Annotated in this window: 20 protein-coding genes; 12 read left to right on the forward strand and 8 right to left on the reverse strand. The window is 73.7% G+C overall.

Annotation, left to right across the window (positions count from 1 at the left end; genetic code table 11):
* The first annotated feature begins 29 nt into the window (after positions 1-29).
* From valS to ACFOWE_RS33055, 7 genes are all read left to right on the forward strand, one after another.
* Positions 30-2,567, forward strand: a complete 2,538-nt coding sequence (valS, locus tag ACFOWE_RS33025) for a valine--tRNA ligase (protein WP_377294862.1) — start codon at positions 30-32, stop codon at positions 2,565-2,567.
* A gap of 384 nt (positions 2,568-2,951) precedes the next feature.
* Positions 2,952-4,277, forward strand: coding sequence for an AI-2E family transporter (locus tag ACFOWE_RS33030; protein ID WP_377294864.1), 1,326 nt, complete (start codon positions 2,952-2,954; stop codon positions 4,275-4,277).
* A gap of 36 nt (positions 4,278-4,313) precedes the next feature.
* Positions 4,314-4,868, forward strand: a complete 555-nt coding sequence (locus ACFOWE_RS33035; RefSeq protein WP_377294866.1) for a PaaI family thioesterase — start codon at positions 4,314-4,316, stop codon at positions 4,866-4,868.
* 106 nt (positions 4,869-4,974) lie between these two features.
* The gene (dut, locus tag ACFOWE_RS33040; RefSeq protein WP_377294868.1) at positions 4,975-5,418 is read left to right on the forward strand and encodes a dUTP diphosphatase; all 444 of its coding nucleotides are present in this window, start codon (positions 4,975-4,977) and stop codon (positions 5,416-5,418) included.
* A gap of 39 nt (positions 5,419-5,457) precedes the next feature.
* Entirely contained in the window at positions 5,458-6,123 is a 666-nt protein-coding gene (locus ACFOWE_RS33045; protein WP_377294870.1) for a DUF3710 domain-containing protein, read from the forward strand.
* Between the two features lie 51 nt (positions 6,124-6,174).
* A complete protein-coding gene (locus ACFOWE_RS33050) occupies positions 6,175-6,570 on the forward strand; it encodes an OB-fold nucleic acid binding domain-containing protein (RefSeq protein WP_377294872.1) in 396 nt (131 codons plus the stop codon).
* Positions 6,571-6,619: 49 nt separating this feature from the next.
* Complete coding sequence (locus ACFOWE_RS33055; RefSeq protein WP_377295142.1) at positions 6,620-7,279, forward strand: DUF3159 domain-containing protein; 660 nt, start codon at positions 6,620-6,622, stop codon at positions 7,277-7,279.
* A 48-nt stretch (positions 7,280-7,327) separates the two neighbouring features.
* On the opposite strand, the gene ACFOWE_RS33060 is transcribed toward ACFOWE_RS33055, so the two are convergent.
* Positions 7,328-8,011 carry a potassium channel family protein gene (locus ACFOWE_RS33060; RefSeq protein WP_377294874.1) on the reverse strand — a complete coding sequence of 228 codons (684 nt, stop codon included), beginning with the start codon at positions 8,009-8,011 and terminating at the stop codon, positions 7,328-7,330.
* On the reverse strand, positions 7,984-8,649 hold the full coding sequence (locus ACFOWE_RS33065) for a potassium channel family protein (RefSeq protein WP_377294876.1): 666 nt from the start codon (positions 8,647-8,649) through the stop codon (positions 7,984-7,986). Before ACFOWE_RS33065 ends, ACFOWE_RS33060 begins: the two co-directional genes overlap by 28 nt.
* 118 nt (positions 8,650-8,767) lie before the next feature.
* Between ACFOWE_RS33065 and ACFOWE_RS33070 the strand changes: the two genes are divergently transcribed.
* Together ACFOWE_RS33070 and ACFOWE_RS33075 are read left to right on the forward strand one after the other, a co-directional pair.
* Complete coding sequence (locus ACFOWE_RS33070) at positions 8,768-10,810, forward strand: APC family permease (RefSeq protein WP_377294878.1); 2,043 nt, start codon at positions 8,768-8,770, stop codon at positions 10,808-10,810.
* A 53-nt stretch (positions 10,811-10,863) separates the two neighbouring features.
* On the forward strand, positions 10,864-12,120 hold the full coding sequence (locus ACFOWE_RS33075) for a class I SAM-dependent RNA methyltransferase (RefSeq protein ID WP_377294880.1): 1,257 nt from the start codon (positions 10,864-10,866) through the stop codon (positions 12,118-12,120).
* Between the two features lie 19 nt (positions 12,121-12,139).
* On the opposite strand, the gene ACFOWE_RS33080 is transcribed toward ACFOWE_RS33075, so the two are convergent.
* Positions 12,140-13,216, reverse strand: coding sequence for a hypothetical protein (locus ACFOWE_RS33080; protein WP_377294882.1), 1,077 nt, complete (start codon positions 13,214-13,216; stop codon positions 12,140-12,142).
* Positions 13,217-13,364: 148 nt separating this feature from the next.
* On the opposite strand from ACFOWE_RS33080, the gene ACFOWE_RS33085 reads away from it, so the two are divergent.
* From ACFOWE_RS33085 to ACFOWE_RS33095, 3 genes are all read left to right on the forward strand, one after another.
* A complete protein-coding gene (locus ACFOWE_RS33085; RefSeq protein WP_377294883.1) occupies positions 13,365-14,288 on the forward strand; it encodes an LLM class F420-dependent oxidoreductase in 924 nt (307 codons plus the stop codon).
* A gap of 127 nt (positions 14,289-14,415) precedes the next feature.
* Positions 14,416-15,960 (forward strand): 3' terminal RNA ribose 2'-O-methyltransferase Hen1, encoded by a 1,545-nt coding sequence (locus ACFOWE_RS33090; RefSeq protein ID WP_377294884.1) that lies wholly within the window; start codon positions 14,416-14,418, stop codon positions 15,958-15,960.
* Complete coding sequence (locus tag ACFOWE_RS33095) at positions 15,957-18,662, forward strand: polynucleotide kinase-phosphatase (RefSeq protein ID WP_377294886.1); 2,706 nt, start codon at positions 15,957-15,959, stop codon at positions 18,660-18,662. Before ACFOWE_RS33090 ends, ACFOWE_RS33095 begins: the two co-directional genes overlap by 4 nt.
* A 58-nt stretch (positions 18,663-18,720) precedes the next feature.
* On the opposite strand, the gene ACFOWE_RS33100 is transcribed toward ACFOWE_RS33095, so the two are convergent.
* The 5 genes from ACFOWE_RS33100 to ACFOWE_RS33120 all read right to left on the reverse strand — a co-directional run bounded on the left by ACFOWE_RS33100 (position 18,721) and on the right by ACFOWE_RS33120 (position 23,964).
* Positions 18,721-19,128, reverse strand: a complete 408-nt coding sequence (locus ACFOWE_RS33100; RefSeq protein ID WP_377294888.1) for a hypothetical protein — start codon at positions 19,126-19,128, stop codon at positions 18,721-18,723.
* Entirely contained in the window at positions 19,125-20,486 is a 1,362-nt protein-coding gene (locus ACFOWE_RS33105; RefSeq protein ID WP_377294890.1) for a hypothetical protein, read from the reverse strand. The genes ACFOWE_RS33100 and ACFOWE_RS33105 overlap by 4 nt, the downstream gene beginning before the upstream one ends.
* Complete coding sequence (locus tag ACFOWE_RS33110; RefSeq protein ID WP_377294892.1) at positions 20,486-21,544, reverse strand: hypothetical protein; 1,059 nt, start codon at positions 21,542-21,544, stop codon at positions 20,486-20,488. The genes ACFOWE_RS33105 and ACFOWE_RS33110 overlap by 1 nt, the downstream gene beginning before the upstream one ends.
* A 93-nt stretch (positions 21,545-21,637) precedes the next feature.
* Positions 21,638-22,285, reverse strand: a complete 648-nt coding sequence (locus tag ACFOWE_RS33115) for a response regulator transcription factor (RefSeq protein ID WP_377294894.1) — start codon at positions 22,283-22,285, stop codon at positions 21,638-21,640.
* The gene (locus ACFOWE_RS33120; RefSeq protein WP_377294896.1) at positions 22,276-23,964 is read right to left on the reverse strand and encodes a sensor histidine kinase; all 1,689 of its coding nucleotides are present in this window, start codon (positions 23,962-23,964) and stop codon (positions 22,276-22,278) included. The genes ACFOWE_RS33115 and ACFOWE_RS33120 overlap by 10 nt, the downstream gene beginning before the upstream one ends.
* Between the last annotated feature and the right edge of the window lie 26 nt (positions 23,965-23,990).

Consider the following 23,990-nt stretch of genomic DNA (forward strand, 5'->3'; position numbering starts at 1 on the left):
GATCATGTGAAGCCATACCATTGGGAAGCATGACGAATCAGCGACCACGCCATGCGCCCATGCCCGAGAAACCGACTCTCGCCGGCCTGGAGTCCGTATGGGTAGGCCGCTGGGAGGCCGAGGGCACCTACCGCTTCGACCGCTCGCGCACGCGGGAGGAGATCTACTCGATCGACACCCCGCCGCCGACGGTCTCCGGATCCCTCCACGTCGGCCACGTCTTCTCCTACACCCACACCGACACGATCGCCCGCTTCCAGCGCATGCGCGGCCGTGAGGTCTTCTACCCGATGGGCTGGGACGACAACGGCCTGCCCACCGAGCGGCGCGTGCAGAACCACTTCGGCGTGCGCTGCGACCCGTCCGTCCCCTACGACCCGGACTTCCGGCCCCCGGCCGAGCCCGGCAGGCAGCAGATTCCGATCAGCCGCCGCAACTTCATCGAGCTGTGCGAGAAGCTCACCATCGAGGACGAGAAGGCCTTCGAGGAGCTGTGGCGGCGGCTGGGCCTGTCGGTCGACTGGTCGCTGACCTACGCCACCATCGACGGCCGCGCGCGGGCCGCCTCCCAGCGGGCGTTCCTGCGCAACCTCGCCCGCGGCGAGGCGTACGTGGCCGAGGCGCCCACACTCTGGGACGTCACCTTCCGCACGGCCGTCGCCCAGGCCGAGCTGGAGGACCGCGAGCACCCCGGCGCCTTCCACCGGATCGCCTTCACCGCCCCGTCGGGGGAGCGGATCTGGATCGAGACGACCCGGCCCGAGCTGATCCCGGCCTGCGTCGCCCTGGTCGCCCACCCGGACGACGAGCGCTACCGGCCGCTGTTCGGCACCACGGTCCGCACCCCGCTGTTCGGCGTCGAGGTGCCGGTGCTCGCCCACCGCCTCGCCGAGCCCGACAAGGGCTCCGGCATAGCGATGATCTGCACCTTCGGCGACGTCACCGACGTCGTCTGGTGGCGGGAGCTGGACCTGCCCACCCGGGCGGTGATCGGCTGGGACGGCCGGCTGCTCCCCGAGCCGCCGCAGGGCGTGCCCGCCGAGCCGTACGGCGAGCTGGCCGGCAAGACCGTGCACTCCGCCCGTGAGCGGATCGCGCAGCTGCTGCGCGCCTCCGGCGAGATGGAGGGCGAGCCGAGGCCGGTGAAGCGCCCGGTGAAGTTCTACGAGAAGGGCGACAAGCCCCTGGAGATCGTCACCACCCGCCAGTGGTACATCCGCAACGGCGGGCGCGAGCGCGAGCTGCGCGAGGCGCTGCTGGCCCGGGGCGCGGAGCTGTCCTGGCACCCGCCGCACATGAGGGTCCGCTACGACAACTGGGTCGAGGGCCTGGCGGGCGACTGGCTGATCTCCCGGCAGCGCTTCTTCGGCGTGCCGATCCCGGTCTGGTACCCGCTGGACTCGGACGGGGAGCCCGACCGCTCCTCGCCGATCGTCCCGGACGAGTCCATGCTCCCGATCGACCCCTCCAGCGACGTGCCCCCCGGCTACACCGAGGAGCAGCGCGGCAAGCCGGACGGCTTCGCCGGCGAGGAGGACGTCATGGACACCTGGGCCACCTCGTCGCTGACCCCGCAGATCGCCGGCGGCTGGGAGCGGGACGACGACCTGTTCCGGCGGGTCTTCCCGATGGACCTGCGCCCGCAGGCCCACGAGATCATCCGAACCTGGCTGTTCTCGACCGTGGTCCGCTCCCACCTGGAGCACGCCACGCTGCCCTGGCGCAACGCGGCCATCTCCGGGTGGATCCTCGACCCGGACCGCAAGAAGATGTCCAAGTCCAAGGGGAACGTCGTCACGCCGATGGGCCTGCTGGAGGAGCACGGCTCCGACGCGGTCCGCTACTGGGCGGCCAGCGGCCGTCCCGGCACCGACACGGCCTTCGACACCGGCCAGATCAAGATCGGCCGCCGGCTGGCGATCAAGATCCTGAACGCGTCGAGGTTCGTGCTCGGCTTCGGCGGCCCGGACGGCGGTCCCGACGGCGAGATCACCGAGCCGCTCGACCTGTCGATGCTGGCCCGGCTGGACGGGGTGGTCCGCGAGGCCACCGAGGCGTTCGAGGCCTACGACTACACCCGGGCGCTGGAGCGGACCGAGCGGTTCTTCTGGGAGTTCTGCGACGACTACCTGGAGCTGGTCAAGGCCAGGGCCTACGGCGACGGCTCCGGCGGTGGCGCGGCGGCCCGCTCGGCCCGCGCCGCGCTGCGCCGGGCGCTGGACGTCATGCTCCGGCTCTTCGCGCCGTTCCTGCCGTTCGTCACCGAGGAGGTCTGGTCCTGGTGGCGGGAGGGCTCGGTCCACCGGGCCTCCTGGCCCGTGCCGGACGGCTCCGGCGGCGACCCGGACCTGCTCCCCGCCGTGGCGGGCGTGCTCGGCCGGGTCCGCCGGGCCAAGTCCGACGCCAAGCTCTCCATGCGGGCCGAGGTCCGCCGGCTGACCGTCACCGGCGCCCGGGCGGACCTGGTCCGGGCGGCCCAGGACGACCTGTGCTCCGCCGGCGCGGTCGAGGAGTTCGTCCTGGAGACCGGCGAGGGTGACCTGGAGGTGGAGGTCGTCCTGACCTGACGGGTCCCGCGACTGTGTCCTCCCCGCGTCCTCTCCGCCGGCCGGGCCTGCCGTACGGTCGAAGGCACGTGACAGGTGAGGGAGGGCAGAGATGGCGGAGACGACGCCGGGATGCGGAAACTGCAGCTGCTACCTCGAGGACCGGGTGATCACCCGGCCGCCAGAGGAGGGCTGAGCATCCCGAGGTGAGCGAGGGCCGGGCCCTCCGCCCGCACCGGCGGGCGGCCCGGTCCGGCGCTTCGCCCGCGAGGGGCGCCCGCCCCCGGGCCGTTCCAGCGGCCCACCGGAGAGGACGGGCGGGGCCGGGAGCGGCCGGACGGGCGGGGCCGGGCCGGAGCGGATAACCGCGCGCGTTCCCGGGCCGGACATGCCAGTCTGGAACGCGTGATCTCCGACCGGGAACGTCTGACGCAACTGGTGCCGCGCACATTGCTCCGGCTGGCCGCCTGGAGCCTGTGCCTGATCGTCATCGGCTGGGCCGTCTTCTACGCCGCGTCGTTCGTGGCCACCCTGCACATCGTCATGCTGCCGGTGGCCATCGCACTGCTGCTCACCGCGCTGCTCTTCCCGATCACCCGCCGGCTCCGGCGCATCGGCCTGCGGCCGATCTACGCCACATGGGTCACGATGCTGATCGCCCTCGCGGTGCTGGGCGGCACCGGCTGGATCATCGGGGCCCGGGCCAACGAGGAGTTCCCCCGGCTGATCACCCAGGTCCAGATGACCGCCAAGGAGGTCCAGGGCTGGCTCCAGACGGGACCGCTCCATCTGCAGCCGACCCAGATCGACGAATGGATCGACCAGCTCGCCAGGCAGCTCACCGAGCAGCGGGAGCAGATCACCTCGACGGTCCTCACCGGCGCGACCGTGGCGCTGGAGGTGCTGGCCTCGATCGTCCTGCTGCTGTTCGTCACGTTCTTCCTGCTCAAGGACGGCGACCGGATCTGGGCCTGGTTCCTCAAGGCGTTCGGCGGGGCCGCGCCCCGGGTGGACCGGGCCGGCCGGACCGCCTGGGTGACGCTCTCGCACTACGTGCAGGGCACCGTGGCGGTCGCCGCGGTGCACGGCGTCATCATGGGCATCGTGCTGGCCGGGATGGGCGTGCCGCTCTGGGCCCCGCTCGCCGTGCTGATCTTCTTCGCGAGCTTCATCCCGATCGTCGGCATCTTCTTCGCCGGGGCGGTCGCCACCCTGGTCACCCTCGGTGCCCAGGGCCCGATCTACGCGCTGATCTTCATCGGCATCCTGGTGGTGGAGCAGCAGCTGGAGAACCACGTGCTCCAGCCCCTGATCGTCGGCCGGGCACTGCACTTCCACCCGCTCGCCATCATCCTGGTCCTGGCCGTCGGCGGCATCATCGCCGGCATCGGGGGCGCGGTGGTGGCGGTGCCGATCGCCGCGGTCGCCTACCGGGCCCTGCCCGAGCTCATGCGGGACGCGCCCGCCGCACTGCCTCCGCCGCCCGCCCCCGCCGGGGCGTCCGCCCCTCGCGTCGCCGGCCCCGGCTCTCCGCCGCCGGATCCCGCCGCCGCCCGGCCGGCCACGGAAGCCCCGCCGGAGGAGCCGGGCCCCCGTACGGAGGAGCCGGGCCCCCGCGGTGGCGAGCCGGAATCCCTCCCGGAGGAGCCGGGCCCCCGTACGGAGGAATCGGACCTCCGCAGCGGTGGGCCGGACCGCCCCGCGGAGGGCGGCGGACCCGCCGGGGGATGAGCGGTCTCCGCAGTCCAGCCGGTAACGTTCTCCCACGTGACCCGTTCCGCCCTCACCACCCCGCCGCCCGGGGCCGCGCCGCCGGAGCCGCTTCCCGGCGGGCCCGCCCCGGGGAGCCCGCTCGGCCCGCACTACAGCCACTGCTTCGGCTGCGGCCCCAAGCAGCCGACCGGCCTGAACCTCACCGCCTCCACTCCCGACGGGGTCACCGTGACCGCCGAGTTCGTCGTGGGAGGGGTGCACCAGGGAGCCCCGGGCCTCGCGCACGGCGGCGTGCTGGCCACGGCGATGGACGAGGTCATCGGCATGTCCATCTGGCTGCTCCGGCGGCCCTACGTCACCGGCCGGCTCGAGACCGACTACCTGCGGCCGGTCTCGGTGGGCACCACGCTCCACCTGCGCGCCTGGTGCACCGGCGTGTCCGGCCGGAAGGCATATCTTGAAGCGGAGGGGCGGATCGGCGCCCCGGACGGCCCGGTCGCCGTACGGGCCGCCGCCCTCTTCATCGAGGTCGGCATGGAGCACTTCGCCGAGCACGGAGACGCCGATGCCTTCCTCGCCGAGCACCATGACTACGAGGTGAACCCGTGAGCGAGCGAGCCGATGGGCACAGCAGCGTCGCGAACGCGGCCGGCGGAGGAGTCCGCGTGAGTGAGCGGAGCATGAGCACGGCGGCCCGGTTCACGCGGGAGACCGCGTGAACCGCCCGGTCGAGGTGCTGATCCATCGGCTCGACGCCGAGCTGCCGCCGCCCTCCTACGCGCACCCGGGCGACGCCGGAGCGGATCTGCGCACCGTGCAGGACGTCGAGCTGCTCCCCGGGGAGCGGGTGACGGTGGGCACCGGGGTGGCGATCGCCCTGCCCGACGGGTACGCCGCGTTCGTCCACCCGCGCTCCGGCCTGGCCGCTGAGCACGGCGTGACGATCGTGAACGCGCCCGGCACCGTCGACGCGGGCTACCGGGGCGAGATCAGGGTGACCCTGCTGAACACCGACGCCAAGGGCACGGTACGGCTCCGCCGGGGAGACCGGATCGCGCAGCTCGTCGTCCAGAAGGTCGAGCGGGCCGCGTTCTACGAGGTGGAGCGGTTGCCCGGGTCGGCGCGCGGGGACGGCGGGTTCGGGTCCACCGGCCGTTGACGGTTCAGCGGCCCTACATTCGCAAGGAGCGTGAGGAAGATGTTCGGACGTCGCCGTCGCCGTGACGAGGAGACCCCCGCGGTGGCCGAGGAGACCGCCCGGATGCCGGAGCGGGAGTCCGGTCCGTGGGACGCCGAGGAGCCGCACCCCGAACGGGAGCGGGTCGACCTCGGCGGGCTCCGCCTCCCGGTCGGCCCCGGGTTCGAGATCCAGCTCAACCTGAGCGGCGACCGCATCGTGGGCGCGGTCGTGCTGGTGGACGGGAGCGCGCTGCAGGTGCACGCCTTCGCGGCGCCCAAGAGGAGCGGCATCTGGGACGAGGTCCGCGCCGAGCTCGTCGCGGCGGTGAAGAAGGCCGGCGGGGCCGCGGAGGAGGCCCAGGGCCCCTTCGGCACGGAGCTGCTCGCGAGGGTCCCCGCGGAGGAGGGCCCGCAGCCGGTCCGCTACCTGGGGATCGACGGGCCGCGCTGGTTCCTCCGGGCGGTGCTCAGCGGGCGTGCCGCGCAGGACGCGGAGGCCGCCGCGGTCCTGGAGGACGTCGTGCGCGACATCGTGGTGGTCCGCGGTGACGAGCCGATGCCGCCGCACGAGCCGATCGAGCTGAGGCTGCCTCCGGAGGCCAGGCAGGCAGCGGAGGGGCAGGGCCCCGGCAGGCCCGGCCTCGACCCGTTCGAGCGCGGTCCGGAGATCGCCGAGATCCGCTGAGGCGGCGCGGATCGCGTACGCTGAGGCGACACGCGGGTGAAGGAGAAGTACGTGAGTTCGCAGGAGTCGCAGAGACAGCGCGGCCTGCGGGGCTTCTTCCAGCGGCTGGCGGCGGGCAAGGCCGAGCTGGAGGCGGACGAACTGCGGCAGGAACTCGACCGGCAGGAGGACGCCACGCCCATCGTCGCGTGTGCGGGCCGTCGCCGGTTCCTGGTGACGGGTACACTGCGGACGGTGACCCTGCGGCCGCGGGGCGGTGCGCCCGCGCTCGAGGCGGAGCTCTACGACGGTTCGGACGTGATCGACCTGATCTGGCTGGGGCGACGGAAGATCGCGGGCATCGAGCCCGGCCGGATGCTGACGGCCGAGGGACTGGTCAGCGTGCAGGACGGCCGCAAAGTGATGTTCAATCCGCGTTACGAGCTGCGCCCGGCGAGCGGGACGTGATCGATCGATGAGCTCGGAACCGGCGAGCGGGAAAACGGTGAGCGAGAAGATGACCACCACCGAGCAGGCTGCGCACGACACCGTGGAGGCCGCGATCCGGGCCCAGCTGGCCAAGGCGTTCGGCGGGATCCGGGGCGTGATCGAGGCGGCCGTGCCCACGGCGGTCTTCACCGTCATGTGGATCGCCACCTCGAAGCTGCAGCTCTCACTGATCGTCAGCGCCTCGACGGCGCTGGTCCTGCTGGCGGTCCGCCTGGTGCAGCGCTCCACCCCGCAGTATGTGATCAACAGCTTGATCGGCATCGGCATCGGCTGGTTCTTCGCCTCCCGCACCGGCGAGGCCAAGGACGTCTACCTGCCCGGCATCCTCTACAACGCGGGCTACTCCGTGGCGATGCTGCTGTCGATCGTCACCCGCTGGCCGGTGGTCGGCTTCCTGATCGGCTCGGTCACCGGTGACCCGACGGCCTGGCGGCAGGACCCGGCCGTCGTGAGGCTCTGCTCCAAGCTCACCTGGCTGCTGATGATCCCGTGCGTGATCCGGGTGGCCGTGCAGGCGCCGGTCTACCTCATCGGCGGGAACGACGCCGTGGCCGAGCTGGGCATCCTCAAGATCGTCATGGGCTGGCCGCTGCAGATCGCCGCCCTCGGCGCCATGGTGTGGGTGCTGGCCCGGGGCCGCACCCCGGTCCGGCCCGCCGCCTCCTGACGGCCCCTCCCGCCGGGGAGGGGGCCGCCGGAGCGGGTCCCGCCCGTCCTACCGGGACAGGAGCCGGCTGAGCTCCTCCTCGACCTCCTGGTTGGCCACGAACATCAGCTCGTCGCCGGCCTCCAGCGGGTCGTCGGCGCTGGGGACCAGCACCCGGCCCTCGCGCAGGATCGCGACCAGGGCGGTGTCGGCCGGCCACGGCACCGAGCCGGCGCGCTGGCCGACCACCGGCGCGTCCTCGGCGAGGGTGAGCTCGACGAGGTTGGCCTGCCCCTGCCGGAAGGTCATCAGGCGGACCAGGTCGCCGACGCTGACCGCCTCCTCGACCAGCGCGCTGAGCAGGCGGGGGGTGGAGACGGCGACGTCCACGCCCCACGACTCGTTGAACAGCCACTCGTTCTTCGGGTGGTTGATCCGGGCGACCACGCGCGGCACGCCGTACTCGGTCTTGGCCAGCAGCGAGACGACGAGGTTGACCTTGTCGTCGCCGCTGGCGGCGATGACCACGTGGCAGTCGGCCAGGCCCGCCTCGTCCAGCGAGGAGATCTCGCAGGCGTCGGCGAGCAGCCACTCCGCCTGCGGCACAGAGTCGATCTTGATGGCCTTGGGGTCGACGTCGATGAGCAGGACCTGGTGGCCGTTCTCCAGGAGCTCGGCGGCGATGGACCGGCCGACGGCTCCCGCGCCCGCGATGGTGACACGCCTCAGTCCTCCTCCTCCGGCGGCGCGCACAGCACGCCGTTGATGCGCTCCATGTCCTTGCCGGCCGCCATGACGTGCAGGATGTCGCCCTCCTGGACCATGGTGTCGCGCCGGGGCAGCAGGGTCTCGCCCATCCGGTTGACGAACGCCAGGCGCACCCCGGCCGCCTCCTCCAGGTCCCTGGTCCGGGTGCCGATCCAGGCGGGATGGTAGGCGACCTCGGCCAGCACGACCGTCCCGGTCGGGTCGCGCCAGAGCGGCTCGGCCCCCTCGGGGAGCACCCGCCGCAGGATCTGGTCGGCGGTCCAGCGGACGGTCGCGACGGTGGGGATGCCCAGGCGCTGGTAGACCTCGGCGCGCCGGGGGTCGTAGATGCGGGCGACCACGTTGTCGACGCCGAAGGTCTCCCGGGCGACCCGGGCGGAGATGACGTTGGAGTTGTCCCCGCTGCTCACCGCCACGTAGGCGCCGGCGGAGCCGATCCCGGCCTCCTCCAGCACGTCGCGGTCGAAGCCGATCCCGGTCACCCGGCGCCCGCGGAAGCCCGCCCGCAGCTTCCGGAACGCCTGCGGATCCCGGTCGATGATCGCGACCGAGTGGCCGCCGTCCTCGAGGATGTGCGCCAGGGTGGAGCCCACCCGGCCGCACCCCATGATCACAATATGCATGCTCCCCCGCCGGTGGTGTCGAGGCGGATCTTGCTCTCGGATGTACCCCGCCAGTATGGCCCGCTTTCGGGGGCGTCGCGTGAAGGGAGCACATCGGGAGCGACTAGCATCGACAGACGTGCCGAAAACGACGGACCTCGCCAAACGCCTGTTCATCGGGCGGGCACTGCGCAGCACGCAGCTGCACGAGCAACTGCTGCCCAAGCGTATCGCGCTGCCGGTGTTCGCGAGCGACGCGCTCTCCTCCGTGGCCTACGCCCCGCAGGAGATCCTCGTCATCCTCTCCCTGGCGGGCCTGTCGTTCTACAACTTCAGCCCCTGGGTGGCGGGCGGCGTCGTGGTGGTGATGCTGACGGTCGTCGCGTCCTACCGGCAGAACGTGCACGCCTACCCCCGCGGCGGCGGCGACTACGAGGTGGCCACCGTCAACCTCGGCCGGAACGCGGGCCTGACCGTCGCCAGCGCGCTCCTGGTCGACTACGTGCTCACCGTCGCCGTCTCGGTGGCCAACGGCGTCGACTACGTCGGCGCGACCATCCCGTACGTCGCGACGCACAAACCACTGGTCGCGATCATCGTCGTGATCGTGCTCACGCTCCTCAACCTCAGGGGCGTGCGCGAGTCCGGGATGGCCTTCGCCATCCCCACCTACGCCTTCCTGGCCGCGGTCCTCGGCATGATCGTCCACGGGTTCTTCCGGCTGTACGTCCTCGGCGACGAGCTGCGCGCGCCCACCGCCGAGTACGAGATCGTCGCCGAGCAGACCAACCTCACCTCCTTCGCCGCGGCCTTCCTGATCCTGCGCGCCTTCTCCTCCGGCTGCGCCGCGCTGACCGGCGTCGAGGCGATCAGCAACGGCGTGCCCGCCTTCCGCAAGCCCAAGAGCCGGAACGCGGCCAGGACGCTGCTGATGATGGGCCTGATCTCGGTGACGATGTTCACCGGCATCATCACGCTGGGCCTGGCCTCCGGCGTCCGGGTCGCCGACCCCGCCTCCGCCCACCGCGACGTGTTCATCGACGGCCACCCCGCCGGATACGACTACCACCAGCAGCCGATCATCGCGCAGGTGGCCGAGGCGGTCTTCGGCGACGGCTCGCTGCTGTTCTTCGTCATCTCCGGCATCACCGCGCTGATCCTGTTCCTGGCGGCGAACACCGCCTTCAACGGCTTCCCGGTGCTCGGCTCGATCCTCGCGCAGGACCGCTTCCTCCCCCGCCAGCTGCACACCCGCGGCGACCGGCTGGCCTTCTCCAACGGCATCCTCATCCTGGCGGCGGCGGCCTGCCTGCTGCTGTGGGGCTTCCAGGCCGACGTCAGCCGCCTGCTGAACCTCTACATCGTCGGCGTCTTCGTCTCCTTCACGCTGAGCCAGATCGGCATGGTCCGGCACTGGACCCGGCACATGAAGGGCGAGATCGACGCCAGGGCCCGGCTGCACATGCAGCGCTCGCGGGCCATCAACTTCTTCGGCGGCGTCATGACCGGCCTGGTGCTGGTGGTCGTGCTGCTGACCAAGTTCACCCACGGCGCCTGGATCGTCTGCGTGGCCATGCCGGTGCTGTTCGCGATGATGAAGGGCATCCACGGCCACTACGAGAAGATCTCCCGCGAGCTCGCCGTCGACGAGGAGACACAGGTCGACGAGTCGATGCTGCCCGCGCGCAACCACGCCGTCGTCCTCGTCTCGAAGATCCACAAGCCGACCCTGCGCGCCCTCGCCTACGCCCGCGCCACCCGCCCCTCCACCCTGGAGGCGGTCACCGTGGGCGTGGAGGGCGCCGAGGCCCGCAGGCTGGCCGAGGAGTGGGAGCGGCGGGGCATCCCGGTCCCGCTCAAGATCCTCGACTCGCCCTACCGGGAGATCACCCGGCCGATCCTGGAGTACGTCCGGTCGCTGCGCCGCCGCTCCCCCCGCGACGTGGTCAGCGTCTACATCCCCGAGTACGTCGTCGGCCACTGGTGGGAGCACATCCTGCACAACCAGAGCGCGCTGCGGCTGAAGGGCCGGCTGCTCTTCCAGCCCGGCGTGATGGTCATCAGCGTGCCGTGGCAGCTGGAGTCCTCAGAACGGCTCAAGGGCCGCCCCGAGCCCTTCGCCGCCGGTGCGGTCCGCCGCCCGCAGCGCAAGGTGGCACGGGGGCACGACGGCAAGGCATAACCTTGCACGGACGGCTCTGCGAGGCAGGGGAGGCACGGAGAAGGACGGGACACGTGGAGACGACGGCGATCGAGCTGACGGTGGGACCGGTCGCGCACGGCGGATGGTGCGTCGCCCGCCACGAGGGCCGGGTGGTCTTCGTACGGCACGCGCTCCCCGGTGAGCGCGTCATCGCCGAGGTCACCGAGGAGACCACCCGTTTCCTGCGCGCCGACGCCGTGAAGGTCCTCCAGGCGTCCCCGGACCGCGTCGTGGCGCCCTGTCCCTTCGCAGGCCCCGGCCTCTGCGGCGGCTGCGACTGGCAGCACGCCACCCTGCCCGCCCAGCGCCGGCTGAAGACCGACGTGGTGGCCGAGCAGCTGCGGCGCCTGGCCGGCATCGAGTGGACCGGGCAGGTCGAGGAGGTGCCCGGCGCCACCGACGGCCTGGGCTGGCGCACCCGCGTGCAGTTCGCCGTCGACCGCGACGGCGCGGCCGGCCTGCGCCGCCACCGCTCCCACGACATCCAGCCGGTGGACGCCTGCCTGATCGCGCACCCCGGGGTGGAGGACGTCGGCGCCGAGGTCATGAACTGGCGCGGCGCCTCCTCGGTCGAGGTCATCACCTCCTCGACGGGGGACCGGGCGGTCGTGGTGGCGCCCAAGCCCCGCCGTACGGTGGCCGTGCCCGACGTCGACGACGGCGTGGCCGTCATGGTGAACGAGGGCCGGGGCCGCACCCGGACGGTCCACGGCCGCCACCACGTCGTCGAGCGGGTCGGCGGGCGCGACTTCCAGGTCACCGGGAGCGGCTTCTGGCAGATCCACCCCGGAGCCGCCGAGACACTGCTGCGGGCGGTCATGGAGTTCGCCGACCCCAGACCGGGGGAGTGGGCCCTCGACCTCTACTGCGGCGTCGGCCTGTTCGCCGCGGGACTCGCCGAGGCGGTCGGCCCCGACGGCGCCGTCTTCGGCGTGGAGTCCGACACCGTCGCCGTCCGCGACGCCGAGCGCAACCTCCGCGACCTGCCGCAGGCCCGCTTCGCCCGCGGATACGTGGAGAGCGCCCTGGACCGGCACGGCATCGAGCGCGCCGACCTGGTCGTCGTCGACCCGCCCCGGACGGGGCTCGGCCGCGAGGTCACCGACCGCGTCGCCGCCCTGGAGGCGTCCCGGATCGTCTACGTCTCCTGCGACCCGGCCACGCTGGCCCGGGACCTGGCCCGGTTCGGCGAGCGCGGCTACCGCCTGTCCGGACTGCGCGCCTTCGACGCCTTCCCGATGACCCACCACGTGGAGTCCGTGGCGCTGCTGGTCAGGGACGCGGCCTAGGAGACCGCGGCCGGCGCACCTAGCGGGCGGGACCGGCCAGCAGGCGGACGACCTCCGGGACCGGGGTGGCGCCCCGGGTGGAGAGCCAGGCCAGGTCGTGGCGGGAGGCGAAGCCGGCGAGCTTGCGGGCGTCGGCGGAGGACAGGTCCGTGGGCCCGGCCAGGACGGGGGTGAGGGCGATCCGCTCCCAGGCCGAGGGCTCGCCCAGGGCGCGGGCGATCTGGGGCTGGGCGGTGCGCACCGCCGAGGCGACGGGCCGCAGGCGGCCCCGGGCCGTCTGCGCGGCCCGCAGCGGCACCAGGAGGTTGACCGCGGTGATCCGCACCCCCGTCTCGCGGGTGGTCCGGAGCATCACCTGGTCCTGCGGGGACAGGCCCCTGCCGGTCAGCGGAAGGGTGAAGCTCACCGCGAGGGGGCGGCCGGTCCCGGCCTTCTCCCGCTGGATCGTCGCGAGCGCGGTGGCGCGGCGCCGTACGGCGTCCAGATCGGCCGGGTCCCGGATCTCGAAGTCGACGTGGGCGGCGTCGAAGGCGCCCACGGCCTGGCGGTAGGCGGCGGTCAGGAGGCCGGGCACGAGGCAGGCCGAGGCGAGCTCCCGCCCGGCGGAGCCGCCGAAGGAGAGCCCGGCGTCGCCACCGGCCGTGCGGAGCCGGCCCAGGTGGTTGGCGACCGGGTTGTCGCCCAGCGCCTGACGCCCGCCCCACTTGGGCGTGCAGCCGCCCTGCCCGGCGGTGAGATGGCCGAGGGTGAACCAGCGCACGCCGCTCTGCTGGGCGGCCCGGGGCAGGCTGGCGCGGGGGTCGTGGACGGCGTCGACGAACGTCACGAACCCCGACGGGGCGCCGGTGGCGCGGACGGGCGCGGACGGTGCGGCGGCCAGGCCGGAGGAGGCGGCCCGGGTGGCCGGCAGGGAGGCCGAGGTCTGGGCGCGGGCCTGGGCGGGCCGCATCCAGTCGTCGGTCTCGGACGGCAGGAGCCAGAGGGCCGCGCCGGTGGCGACGGTCAGCGCCACCGAGGCGAGCACGATGACGGAACGGGGCGGGGTGCCCGGCTCGCGAGCGTGGCGAGCGGCGGAGGGGTCTGCCACCACGGACATGTGATCCACCTTCTCGACGGCGGCGAGTCATCGCTCAGAGTGCCCGTTCGCACACCCTTCGCATCCGGAGACTCGAACGTTAGCAAGGGGGCGTGCCACGAGGCGAGCTTTCCGCGGATGCCGGGCGGGGCGCCCGGATAATAGGGCCATGAAGTTGAGGATCTTCACTGAGCCGCAGCAGGGCGCCACCTACGACGAGCTGCTGGCGGTCGCGCGGACCTCGGAGCGGCTGGGGTTCGACGCCTTCTTCCGTTCCGACCACTACGTGCGGATCGGGCCGGGCGACCCCGGCCCCGGCTCCACCGACGCGTGGGTGACCTTGGCGGGCCTGGCCAGGGAGACCTCCACGATCAGGCTGGGCACGCTGGTCACCCCGGCGACCTTCCGGCTGCCCGGGCCGCTGGCGATCAGCGTGGCCCAGGTGGACCGGATGAGCGGCGGCCGGGTGGAGCTGGGGCTGGGCACCGGGTGGTTCGACGCCGAGCACGCCGCCTACGGCATCCCGTTCCCGCCGATCGGTGAGCGCTTCGCCCGGTTCGAGGAACAACTGGAGATCCTCACCGGGCTCTGGACCACGCCCGTCGGCAAGACGTTCTCCTTCGAGGGCGCCCACTACCGGCTCGCGGACTCGCCCGCCCTGCCCAAGCCCGCGCAGAGCCCCAGACCGCCGATCATCATCGGCGGGTTCGGCGCCAGGCGCACCCCGCGGCTGGCCGCGCGCTTCGCCGACGAGTACAACCTGCCGTTCCGCACCCTGGAGGACACCGCCCTGGGCTTCGCCCGGGTGCGGAAGGCCTGCGAGGAGGAGGACCGCCCGCAGATCACGCTCTCGGTCGCGCAGGTGGTCTGCGTCGGCGCCGACGAGGCCGAGATCGCCCGCCGGGCGGCGGCCATCGGGCGGGAGCCCGCCGAGCTGCGCGAGAACGGGCTGGCGGGCACGCCGGCCGAGGTGCTGGAGAAGATCGGCCGGTTCGCCGAGCTGGGCGCCGAGCGGATCTACCTGCAGGTGCTCGACCTGGGCGACCTGGAGCACCTGGAGCTCATCGCGGCCGAGGTGCTGCCCCGGGTGTAGTCCCCGCGCAGGGACCCGCGCAGGGATCCCGCGGTTCCGGGACCCGTCCGGCCGGGCGGGCCCCACCGGTTCGCCGGGCCTGTTAATCGATGGCCCGGCGAATCGGACATACGGCAGAATATCCCGGGTGTTACTGACGATCTCCACGACCCTGCGGCCCGCCACCGACCTCGGCTTCCTGCTGCACAAGCACCCGGACCGGGTCCAGGAGTTCGGCCGGTCGTACGGCACGGCCCGCGTCTTCTACCCGGAGGCGGGCGAGGAACGCTGCACGGCGGCGCTGCTGCTCGACGTCGACCCGGTCCGCCTGGCGCGCTCGCGCGGCCGCTCCACGCCCGACCACACCCTGGCGCAGTACGTCAACGACCGGCCGTACGCGGCCTCGTCGCTGCTGGCCGGGGCACTGGCCGACGTCTTCCGCACCGCCCGCGCCGGGCGCTGCGCGAGCCGGCCCGAGCTCGCCGCCGGGCCCATCCCCCTGGAGATCACGCTGCCCGCCCTGCCCTGCCGGGGCGGCCCCGACCTGGCGCACCGGCTCTTCGCGCCGCTGGGCTGGGAGGTCGAGGCGCACGCCGTACCGCTGGACGAGGGCTTCCCGGAGTGGGGCGACTCCCGCTACGTGCGGCTGACGCTGCGCGGCGAGGTGCGGCTGGCCGACGCGCTGAACCAGCTCTACGTGCTGCTGCCCGTCCTGGACGACGCCAAGCACTACTGGATCGCCCCCGACGAGGTCGACAAGCTCGTCCGCGCGGGCGAGGCCTGGCTGGTCGCCCACCCGGAGAAGGGCCTGATCACCCGCCGCTACCTGGGCCGCCGCTGGTCCCTGGCCCGCGCCGCCTTCGCCCGCCTGGCGGAGCTCGGCGACGACGTGGAGGAGGCGCTGGAGCCGCCCGCCGAGGAGGAGACGGGCACGCTCGCGGGGGAGGAGCCGCCCGCCGAGGAGGAGACGGACAGGCTCGCGGGGGAGGAGCCGCCCGCAGCCGGGGACGGCGGGACCGCCGCGGACCCGGAACAGGACGGGCCCGGCACGGCAGGCCGGCAGACGGCCACGCCGCTGAACGTGCGGCGCCGCGAAGCCGTGCTCGCCGTCCTGCGCGAACTGGGCGCGCACACCGTCATCGACCTGGGCTGCGGGACCGGGCAGCTGGTCGGCGCCCTGCTGGCCGACCCGTCCTTCACGAAGGTCGCCGGGACGGACGTCTCGGCGCGGACGCTCGCCGTCGCCGCCCGCAGGCTCCGGCTCGACCGCATGCCCGACCGCCTCAGGGAGCGGCTGGAGCTGTTCCAGGGCGCGCTGACCTACACCGACGAACGGTTCGCCGGCTACGACGCCGCCGTGCTCATGGAGGTGGTCGAGCACGTCGACCCGCCGCGCCTCGACGCCCTCGAGCAGGTCGTCTTCGGCGCCGCGCGCCCCGGCCACGTCATCGTGACCACGCCCAACGCCGAGTACAACGTCCGCTACCCGTTCCTGACCGGCATGCGCCACCCCGACCACCGCTTCGAGTGGACCCGGGCCGAGTTCGCCGCCTGGGCGGAGAAGGTCTGCGCCCGGTACGGCTACACCGCCGCCTTCCGGCCGGTCGGGGACGACGACCCCGAGGTGGGCCCGCCCACGCAGCTGGCCGCCTTCACCCTTGCAGGAACCGAGACCCCCGGAGGGACCGGATGACCGAGACCGCCGTTCCGGACGGCGCCACCGACGAGCGGGCGCCGGGCGGGACATCCGAGATCACCGTGCCGGAGATGTCGCTGGTCGTGCTCGTCGGCGTCTCCGGGAGCGGGAAGTCCACCTTCGCCCGGCGGCACTTCCGGCCGACCCAGGTGGTCTCCTCCGACTTCTGCCGCGGCCTGGTGGCCGACGACGAGAACGACCAGGCGGCCACGCCGGACGCCTTCGACGTGCTCCACTACATCGTCCGCACCCGGCTGCGCCGCGGCCTGCTGACCGTCGTGGACGCCACCAGCGTGCAGTACGAGGCCCGCAGGCAGCTCATCGAGCTCGCCAAGGCCGAGAACGTGCTGGCCGACGCGATCGTCCTCGACGTGCCCGAGGACGTCGCGATCGAGCGCAACGCCGCCCGGCCCGACCGCGACTTCGGACCGGGCGTGGTACGGCGCCAGCGCAAGGACCTGCGCCGCTCCCTGGGCAGGATCACCAGGGAGGGCTTCCGCCGGGTCCACGTGCTGCGCGGCGCCGAGGAGATCGAGGCGGCCACGGTCGCCACCGAGCGGGCGTGGACCGACCGGCGCGAGCTGACCGGGCCGTTCGACATCATCGGCGACGTGCACGGCTGCCGCGCCGAGCTGGAGGCGCTCCTGCGCGAGCTCGGCTGGGAGGTCACCCCCACCGGCGCGACCCACCCCGAGGGCCGCACCGCGGTGTTCGTCGGCGACCTGGTGGACCGCGGTCCCGACACGCCGGGAGTGCTCCGGCTCGTCATGGGCATGGTCGCCGCCGGGACCGCGCTGTGCGTGTCCGGCAACCACGAGCAGAAGCTCGCCCGCGCGCTGAACGGGCGCAAGGTGCGCGTCGCGCACGGGCTGCAGGAGTCGCTCGACCAGCTCGCCGCCGAGCCGGAGGAGTTCCGCCGGGCCGCCCTGGAGTTCATGGACGGCCTGATCAGCCACTACCAGCTCGACGGCGGCCGGCTCGTCGTCGCGCACGCCGGACTCAAGGAGGCCTACCACGGCCGCGCCTCCGGCCGGGTGCGCTCCTTCGCGCTGTACGGCGACACCACCGGCGAGACCGACGAGTACGGCCTGCCGGTCCGCTACCCGTGGGCCCGCGAGTACCGGGGCCGGGCCATGGTCGTCTACGGCCACACGCCGGTCCTGGAGCCCGAGTGGGTCAACAACACCATCTGCCTGGACACCGGCGTGGTCTTCGGCGGGAAGCTGACCGCGCTGCGCTACCCGAGCCGGGAGATCGTCTCCGTCCCCGCGGAGAAGGTCTGGTACGAGCCGGCCCGGCCGCTGGCCCCGGTGGACGGCGGCACGGGACGCCGGGACCCGGGACTGCTCTCCATCGACGACGTGCGGGGCACCCGGCACGTCGAGGTGCGCCACGGCGGCGGCCGGATCAAGATCCGCGAGGAGAACGCCGCCGCCGCGTTGGAGGTCATGAGCCGGTTCGCGGTGGACCCGCGCTGGCTGGTCTACCTGCCGCCGACGATGGCCCCGCCGGAGACGTCCCGGCTGGACGGCTTCCTGGAGCACCCGGCCGAGGCGTTCGCGGAGTTCGCGGCCGCCGGGGTGACCCGCGTGGTGTGCGAGGAGAAGCACATGGGCTCGCGGGCGGTGGCCGTACTGGCCAGGACGCCCGAGGCCGCCGCGGCGCGGTTCGGGGTCGCGGACGGGAGCTCGGGCGCGGTGTACACCCGCACCGGGCGGCCGTTCTTCGCCGACCCCGCGGTGGCCGGCGAGCTGGTGGACCGGCTCCGGCGGGCATGCGCGCCGCTCATGGACGAGCTGGCCTCGGACTGGCTGGTCCTCGACTGCGAGCTGCTGCCGTGGTCGGCCAAGGCCGAGGGGCTGATCCGCGAGCAGTACGCGTCGGTGGGGGCGGCGGCCCGCACCGCACTGCCCGAGGCGGTCGCGGCGCTGGAGGCGGCGGCCCGGCGCGGGCTCGACGTGGGGGACCTGCTGGCGGACACCCGGCGCCGGCTGGGCAACGCCACCCGGTTCCGGGACGCCTACGCGCGCTACTGCCGGCCCGTCTCCGGACTGGACGGCATCAGCCTGGCCCCCTTTGCGATCCTCGCCTGCGAAGGCCGGGCGACGGCCGTGACCGAACCGCACCCCTGGCACCTGGAACTGCTCTCCCGGCTGGACGACCCGCTGATCACGCCCACCCGGCACGTCTATGCGGACCTGGACTCGGCGGAGTCGGTGCGGGCGGCGACCGAGTGGTGGTCGGAGCTGACCGGCGAGGGCGGCGAGGGCATGGTGGTCAAACCGGTGCTCGGCCCTGCGGCGCCCGCTGCGCCCGCTGCGCCCGACGCGTCCCCGGGGTCCCCGGGGCCCACGAGGTCCCCGGGGCCCACGAGGTCCCCGGCGGACCCCGGGCCGTCCGGGGAGGGGCCGGAGACGGGCGGGCGCGCCGCGAGGACGGAGGCCGCCCGGATCCAGCCGGGGATCAAGGTGCGCGGGCGCGAGTACCTGCGGATCATCTACGGTCCCGACTACACCGAGAGCCTGCCGGTACTGCGCGAGCGCTTCCTGGGCCGCAAGCGCTCACTGGCCCTGCGCGAGCACGCACTCGGCCTGGAGGCGCTGTCGAGGCTGGCCGAGGGCGAGCCGCTCTGGCGGGTGCACGAGGCGGTCTTCGCCGTGCTCGCACTGGAGTCGGAGCCGGTGGACCCCAGGCTCTGAGACGCGTTCCCGGCCCGGAGCCCGGGCAGGGCCGGGGGCCTGGGATCCGCAGCGGATCTCAGGCCTCCGGCTCCGCGGCCGATCCGGTGATCAGCGCCTTGACCGTGAGCACCTCCTCGCCCGGGGGCCCGGTCAGGCGGATAGCGAGCTCCCAGACCCCGGCCATGGAGAAGAGCTCGCCTTCGGCCAGGAAGCGGCCGGGCTCCGGCTCCCGCGCGACGACCTCCGGAGTGGCGTGCCCCATCTCGGGCATCACGGCCGACAGCACGACGGTGTCCGCGTCACCGGAGTCCAGCACCACCTCGACCGCGCCCTTCCCGGCCGCGGGTTCGCCGATCAGCACGGTCACGGCGTAGTGCGTTCCCGCGACGGTCAGCCGGAGGGGCTCGCCGCGGCCCCGGCCGAGGACGAAGAACGCCGCGGCGGCCACCACCAGGCAGACGGCGGCGACGAGGGCGCGTCTCATCGGGCCGTCTCCGGTGCCGCGACGTCGACGGTGAACGGCACGGTGACGATCCGGTCGCCGGTGGCGTACTGCGCCCAGGCGAGATAGCGCCCCGCGGCGGGGAAGCCGAAGGTGAAGCGGAGCCTGCCGCTCCCGGCCGACCCCATCTCGTGCACGTGGCCCAGGAAGGCCCCGTCATGGCTCCGTACGATCAGGTGGCCCGCCATGCCCAGCCAGGGGCGTACGGCGCCCGAGGTCTCGAGTTCGATCGTCGCGGGGCGCCCGGCGACGGGAACGGCCGGCTGCAGCCTCGGTGAGCCCTGCCGTCCGGCGGGTCCGGCGGCGGGTCCGGCGGCGGGCTCGGCGGTGGGCTCGGCAGGGGAGGGCCCGGCGGGGGAGGGTTCGCCGCCGACGGTGAACTCCCCGGTGACGAGCTGCCCGCCGGAGTCCTGCCGCTCCAGCTCGGCGTAGGCCAGATGGCGGCCCGGCCGCTCGGCGCGCATCCTGACCTCCAGCCGCCCGGGAGCCGTCCGCAGCGGATGCAGGTGGTGGAAGGCGCGCCCGTCCTCGCTGGTGACGACCAGGTGGGCCAGCGCCTCGTGATGCACCGCGAGGTCGTCCAGCGGCAGGCCGGTGGACCCGTCGACGAGGTCGATCCGCAGGGTGAACTCCCCGCCCGCCGCCGGGCGGGCGGGCACCGTCATCACCCGTCCCTGCGCGAACGGGCGCCCCACCGTCCCTGTCTCGGCCGTGGGGGCGGCGCCGTCCGGCGGGCTCGGCGGCAGCCACGGTTCGATCACGACGACCGCGAAGGCGATCGTCACCCCCGCCGCGGCACCGCCGGCCAGCAGCATCGCCGGTCTCGGCCGGGACAGCGCCCCGGTGAGCAGACCGCCCACCATCAGCAGCCCCGCCACGAACAGGCCACCGTAGATCAGCGGCTCCCAGACCGACGCGCGCTCCACCAGGACGCGGAACGGCACCACGGCGACCTCGTCCCCGGCGCGCAGCCGGAGCTCGTGGGGGCCGGTGCGCTCCACCCGCAGCGGCGTGTAGCGGGGCTCCCGCCCCGCGTGCGCCGTGCCGGTCACCGTACGGCCGTCGGCGACCGAACGGAGCTCCAGGCCGACGGGCACGCCGGCGACCGGCTGGTAGGAGACGACACCGATCCGCAGCGAGCCCGGCACCCGCTCCACTCCCTTGACCACCACGGTGAGCTCGGTGCCGGCGATCGTCTGGGCGACCCGCAGGTCCGCTCCGGCCGCCACGACGTGCGCCTCGGCCGGAGCGGGGAACACCGTCACGAGGACGGCGGCCAGGCAGGCGATCCACACCGGGAGCAGACGTACCGGGCGGGCCCGCGCCGGGTCCCGCCGCATCACGCGCGGCGTGCTTCGGGCAGGAACAGCACCCCGAGCGCCACGCCGATCAGCCCGGCCACGATCGGCGCACCGGTCCACAGCTCGGGTACGGCGGGCAGCCCGCCGCCCGCCACCGACGCGACCGCGATGTACAGCGACCAGGTCGCGAGGGCCGACAGCCCGGCGAACGCCCAGTAGGCGGCCCGCCGCTCCGCCGACGGGCGCAGCCACCGGATCAGCAGGTCGCTCGTGACCCCGGCGACGACGAAGGAGAGCAGGATCGGCAGGTTCTCGAACGCCGTCTGCGCTCCCGGCATCAGGACGCCCACCAGGTACAGCACGGTCACGCTGCCGAAGGGCAGCCGCCACCTGCGGGCCAGCAGCAGCACGGGGGCGAGCAGCACGACGTTGGTGATGACGATCGAGGCCGCCAGGTCGCCCGCGCCTCCGCCGTCCGTGGCGGAGAACGCCCTGACGACGGCGCCCGCGCGGTACTGCATGGCGTTGCCGTACGACACGAACAGCGAGACCAGGGTGGTCGCGAACGCCAGGCCGAGCAGCGCGGGGAGCAGCCGGCCCAGCGAGGGGCGGTCGCCCACGTCGGGGGCGCGCCAGGCGGAGCGCAGCGGCGTGGTGATGATGAGCGACATCGTCGCGATCAGCCCCAGATGGGAAGGGCTGAACAGGATGTCGATGTCCGTCTCGATGCCGAGGAACGTGTGCCACATCATGTCGGCGAAGCCGAAGGCGGCGAACGCGGGCACCGCGACGAGGCCCGCCAGGTAGCCCATCGGCACGGCCGCCAGCCCCTGCCGGCCCGTCCGGGTGCCGCGCAGCACCTGCCAGATGATCCAGCCGGAGACCGCGGCGAACCCCGAGTAGAACACCGCGTGCCAGGGGGTGAAGAACGTCTCGAGCTCCGCCAGGTTGCTGTGCGCCCAGGCGTCGATCATCAGGCCGATGCCGAACCAGACGCCCAGCAACGCCGTGACCATGTCCGTCCGGGGGGCCACCCATTCCCGCGGCTCCCCCGAGTCCGCCAACAACCGCCGTACGTCCGCACCAACCACAGCCACCGTCGGGCTCCTTCCGCCGGCTGGCATTCTGCCCTCCCGGGCGGGCCCTGGGAAGCCGGGCAGCACCCCTCCCGCCGGTGCGGCTAGCCGCACCTAGGCGTTCAGGTAGCGGAGCACGGCCAGCACCCGGCGGTGGTCGTGCGGGCCGGCCTCCAGGCCGAGCTTGCCGAAGATGTTCGTGCAGTGCTTCTCCACCGTGCGCTCCGCGATGGCCAGCCGCTCGGAGATGGCGAGGTTCGTCCGGCCCTCCGCCATCAGCCGGAGCACGTCCCGCTCGCGCCCGGTGAGCTGGATCAGCGGGTCGTCGGGCTGCCGGTGCCGGCTCACCAGCTGCTCGACCACCACGGGGTCCAGCGCCGAGCCGCCGGAACCCACCCGGCGGATCGCCGCGGCGAACTCGGCGAGGTCCGACACCCGGTCCTTGAGCAGGTAGCCGACGCCCTCGACGCCGCCGCCGAGCAGCTCGACCGCGTAGCTCACCCGCACGTACTGGGAGAGCACGAGCACGCCGATCTCCGGGTGGCGCCGCCGCAGGGTGCGTGCCGCCCGCAGTCCCTCGTCGGTGTGCGCGGGCGGCAGGCGGATGTCGAGGACGGCGACATCGGGCGGGTCCCCGCCGGCCAGGGCCAGCAGCTTCTCCGCGTCGTCCACGGCCGCCGCCACCTGGAAACCCGCCTCGGACAGCAGCCGGACCATGCCCTCCCGGAAGAGGGCGGAGTCCTCACAGATCGCTACTCGCACGGCATCGTCACCCGGAGCACCGTTCCCCCGTCCTTCCGGCTGTCGAGCCGGAGCCGGCCGCCGTTGGCCTCGGCGCGGTGGGCGAGTCCCCGGAGCCCGGAGCCGCGCGCCGGATCGGCGCCTCCGCGGCCGTCGTCGCCGATCTCCACCACGAGGTGGCCCTCGCTCCGCGCCAGCCGTACCCACGCCCGGTTCGCCCGCGCGTGCTTCGTCACGTTGGCCAGCGCCTCGTTGACGATGTAGTAGGCCGCGCTCTCGACCGCCGCGGGAAGCGGCTCCACCATACCGATCACGCACTCGACGGGGACGGCCGTGACGGCGGCGAGCTCCTTCACCGCTCCCGGCAGCCCGCGTTCGGTGAGCACCGGCGGGTGGATCCCGTGGCTGACGGCGCGCAGGTCGTCGAGCGCCGCCAGCACCGAGGTCTTCGCCTCGCCGATCAACGCGTTCCTCCTGTCCGGGCGGGAGGTGGCCTCGGCGAGCCCGAGCGTCATCGCCACCGACAGCAGCCTCTGCTGCACGCCGTCGTGCAGATCGCGCTCGATCCTGCGGCGTTCCGCCTCGCCCCACCGCAGCATCCGGGCCCGCGACGCCGCGAGCTGCCGCAGCCGGGCCTTCAGCTCGGCGGTGAGCCGTTCGTTCTCCAATGCGAGCGAGGCGGCCGCGCACGCCGCCTCGACGAGCAGCGGCTGCTCCAGCAGCGCGGCGTCGTGCAGGAGCACGGCGAGCCGCGCGCCGCCCTGGTCCACCCGGGTCATCACCCTGCCGCTCTCCGCCGGCGGGAGTTCGACGGGACGGCCCTCGGCGTCGACGTACCGGTCCTGGTCGGCCGTCCAGTAACCGACGCGCAGCGTGGGATCGTGGAGCACCGCCGCCAGCGCGCGCTCCAGGCCGTCGGGCTGCTTCCTTCCCCTCAGCCTCACCACGAGATCCGCCACCCGGCCGCGGTCGATCCTGCGCCGGATCAGGCTGCCGAGGTAGGCGAACGGAACCGCGATGAACGCCCCGAACATGGCGTGGACGAACAGCGGCTGCGGCCCCCAGCCCCACCCGGCCACCACGTGATCGGCCACGAACGCGACCGTCGCGACCAGTGAGGCGGCCACCACCGGCGTCACCGCGTGCCGCTGGGCGGCGCTTCCCGTGCGCCACCGCGCCACGGACAGGCCCACCACCAGGACGCCCGTGACCACGACCGCCTGCCAGCGGATCCCGTCGACGAAGTGCGGAACCGACCTGAGCGGCTCCGGGAGGTCGGCGCGGTCGACCGCCGTCGCCCCCGGGAGGATCACCGACTCGGCGTAGGCGGCACCGACGACGACCCTCGACGGCAGGCCGTCGAGCCGGCCGGTGGGATACGCGAGGAACAGGTGGCAGGCCAGGCCCGCCCACAGCCCGCAGGCGCCCAGCCAGATCACGACCGGCGACGGCGCCCCGTCGCCGATCAGGAACTGCTGGGGGATCCACGCGATCCCGATGGCGACCATGAGCGGGCCGACCCGGTTGAGCGGATGGAGCCGCCAGGCCACGATCCCCGTGCCGAGGAACGACGCCCCCACCACGGCCCCGAGCGCCCACAGCGGCCCGCGGCGCGCCTCGGGCAGCGCCACCAGGAGCAGCCAGGCCGCCACCGCCGAAGCGGCGATCACGGCGGTGCTGATCCACGGTCGGCCGGTCATCCCTCACCCCTGGGGGATTCTACGAT

The organism is Planomonospora corallina (assembly GCF_042650625.1).
Classification (GTDB): domain Bacteria; phylum Actinomycetota; class Actinomycetes; order Streptosporangiales; family Streptosporangiaceae; genus Planomonospora_B; species Planomonospora_B corallina.

Coding starts and splice junctions, on each gene's coding strand:
- ACFOWE_RS33080 (WP_377294882.1), bottom strand. CDS start 13,216: ATGTCCGTGGTGGCAGACCCCTCCGCCGCTCGCCACGCTCGCGAGCCG.
- valS (WP_377294862.1), top strand. CDS start 30: ATGACGAATCAGCGACCACGCCATGCGCCCATGCCCGAGAAACCGACT.
- ACFOWE_RS33055 (WP_377295142.1), top strand. CDS start 6,620: ATGACCACCACCGAGCAGGCTGCGCACGACACCGTGGAGGCCGCGATC.
- ACFOWE_RS33120 (WP_377294896.1), bottom strand. CDS start 23,964: ATGACCGGCCGACCGTGGATCAGCACCGCCGTGATCGCCGCTTCGGCG.
- ACFOWE_RS33045 (WP_377294870.1), top strand. CDS start 5,458: ATGTTCGGACGTCGCCGTCGCCGTGACGAGGAGACCCCCGCGGTGGCC.
- ACFOWE_RS33100 (WP_377294888.1), bottom strand. CDS start 19,128: ATGAGACGCGCCCTCGTCGCCGCCGTCTGCCTGGTGGTGGCCGCCGCG.
- ACFOWE_RS33095 (WP_377294886.1), top strand. CDS start 15,957: ATGACCGAGACCGCCGTTCCGGACGGCGCCACCGACGAGCGGGCGCCG.
- ACFOWE_RS33105 (WP_377294890.1), bottom strand. CDS start 20,486: ATGCGGCGGGACCCGGCGCGGGCCCGCCCGGTACGTCTGCTCCCGGTG.
- ACFOWE_RS33065 (WP_377294876.1), bottom strand. CDS start 8,649: ATGCATATTGTGATCATGGGGTGCGGCCGGGTGGGCTCCACCCTGGCG.
- ACFOWE_RS33085 (WP_377294883.1), top strand. CDS start 13,365: ATGAAGTTGAGGATCTTCACTGAGCCGCAGCAGGGCGCCACCTACGAC.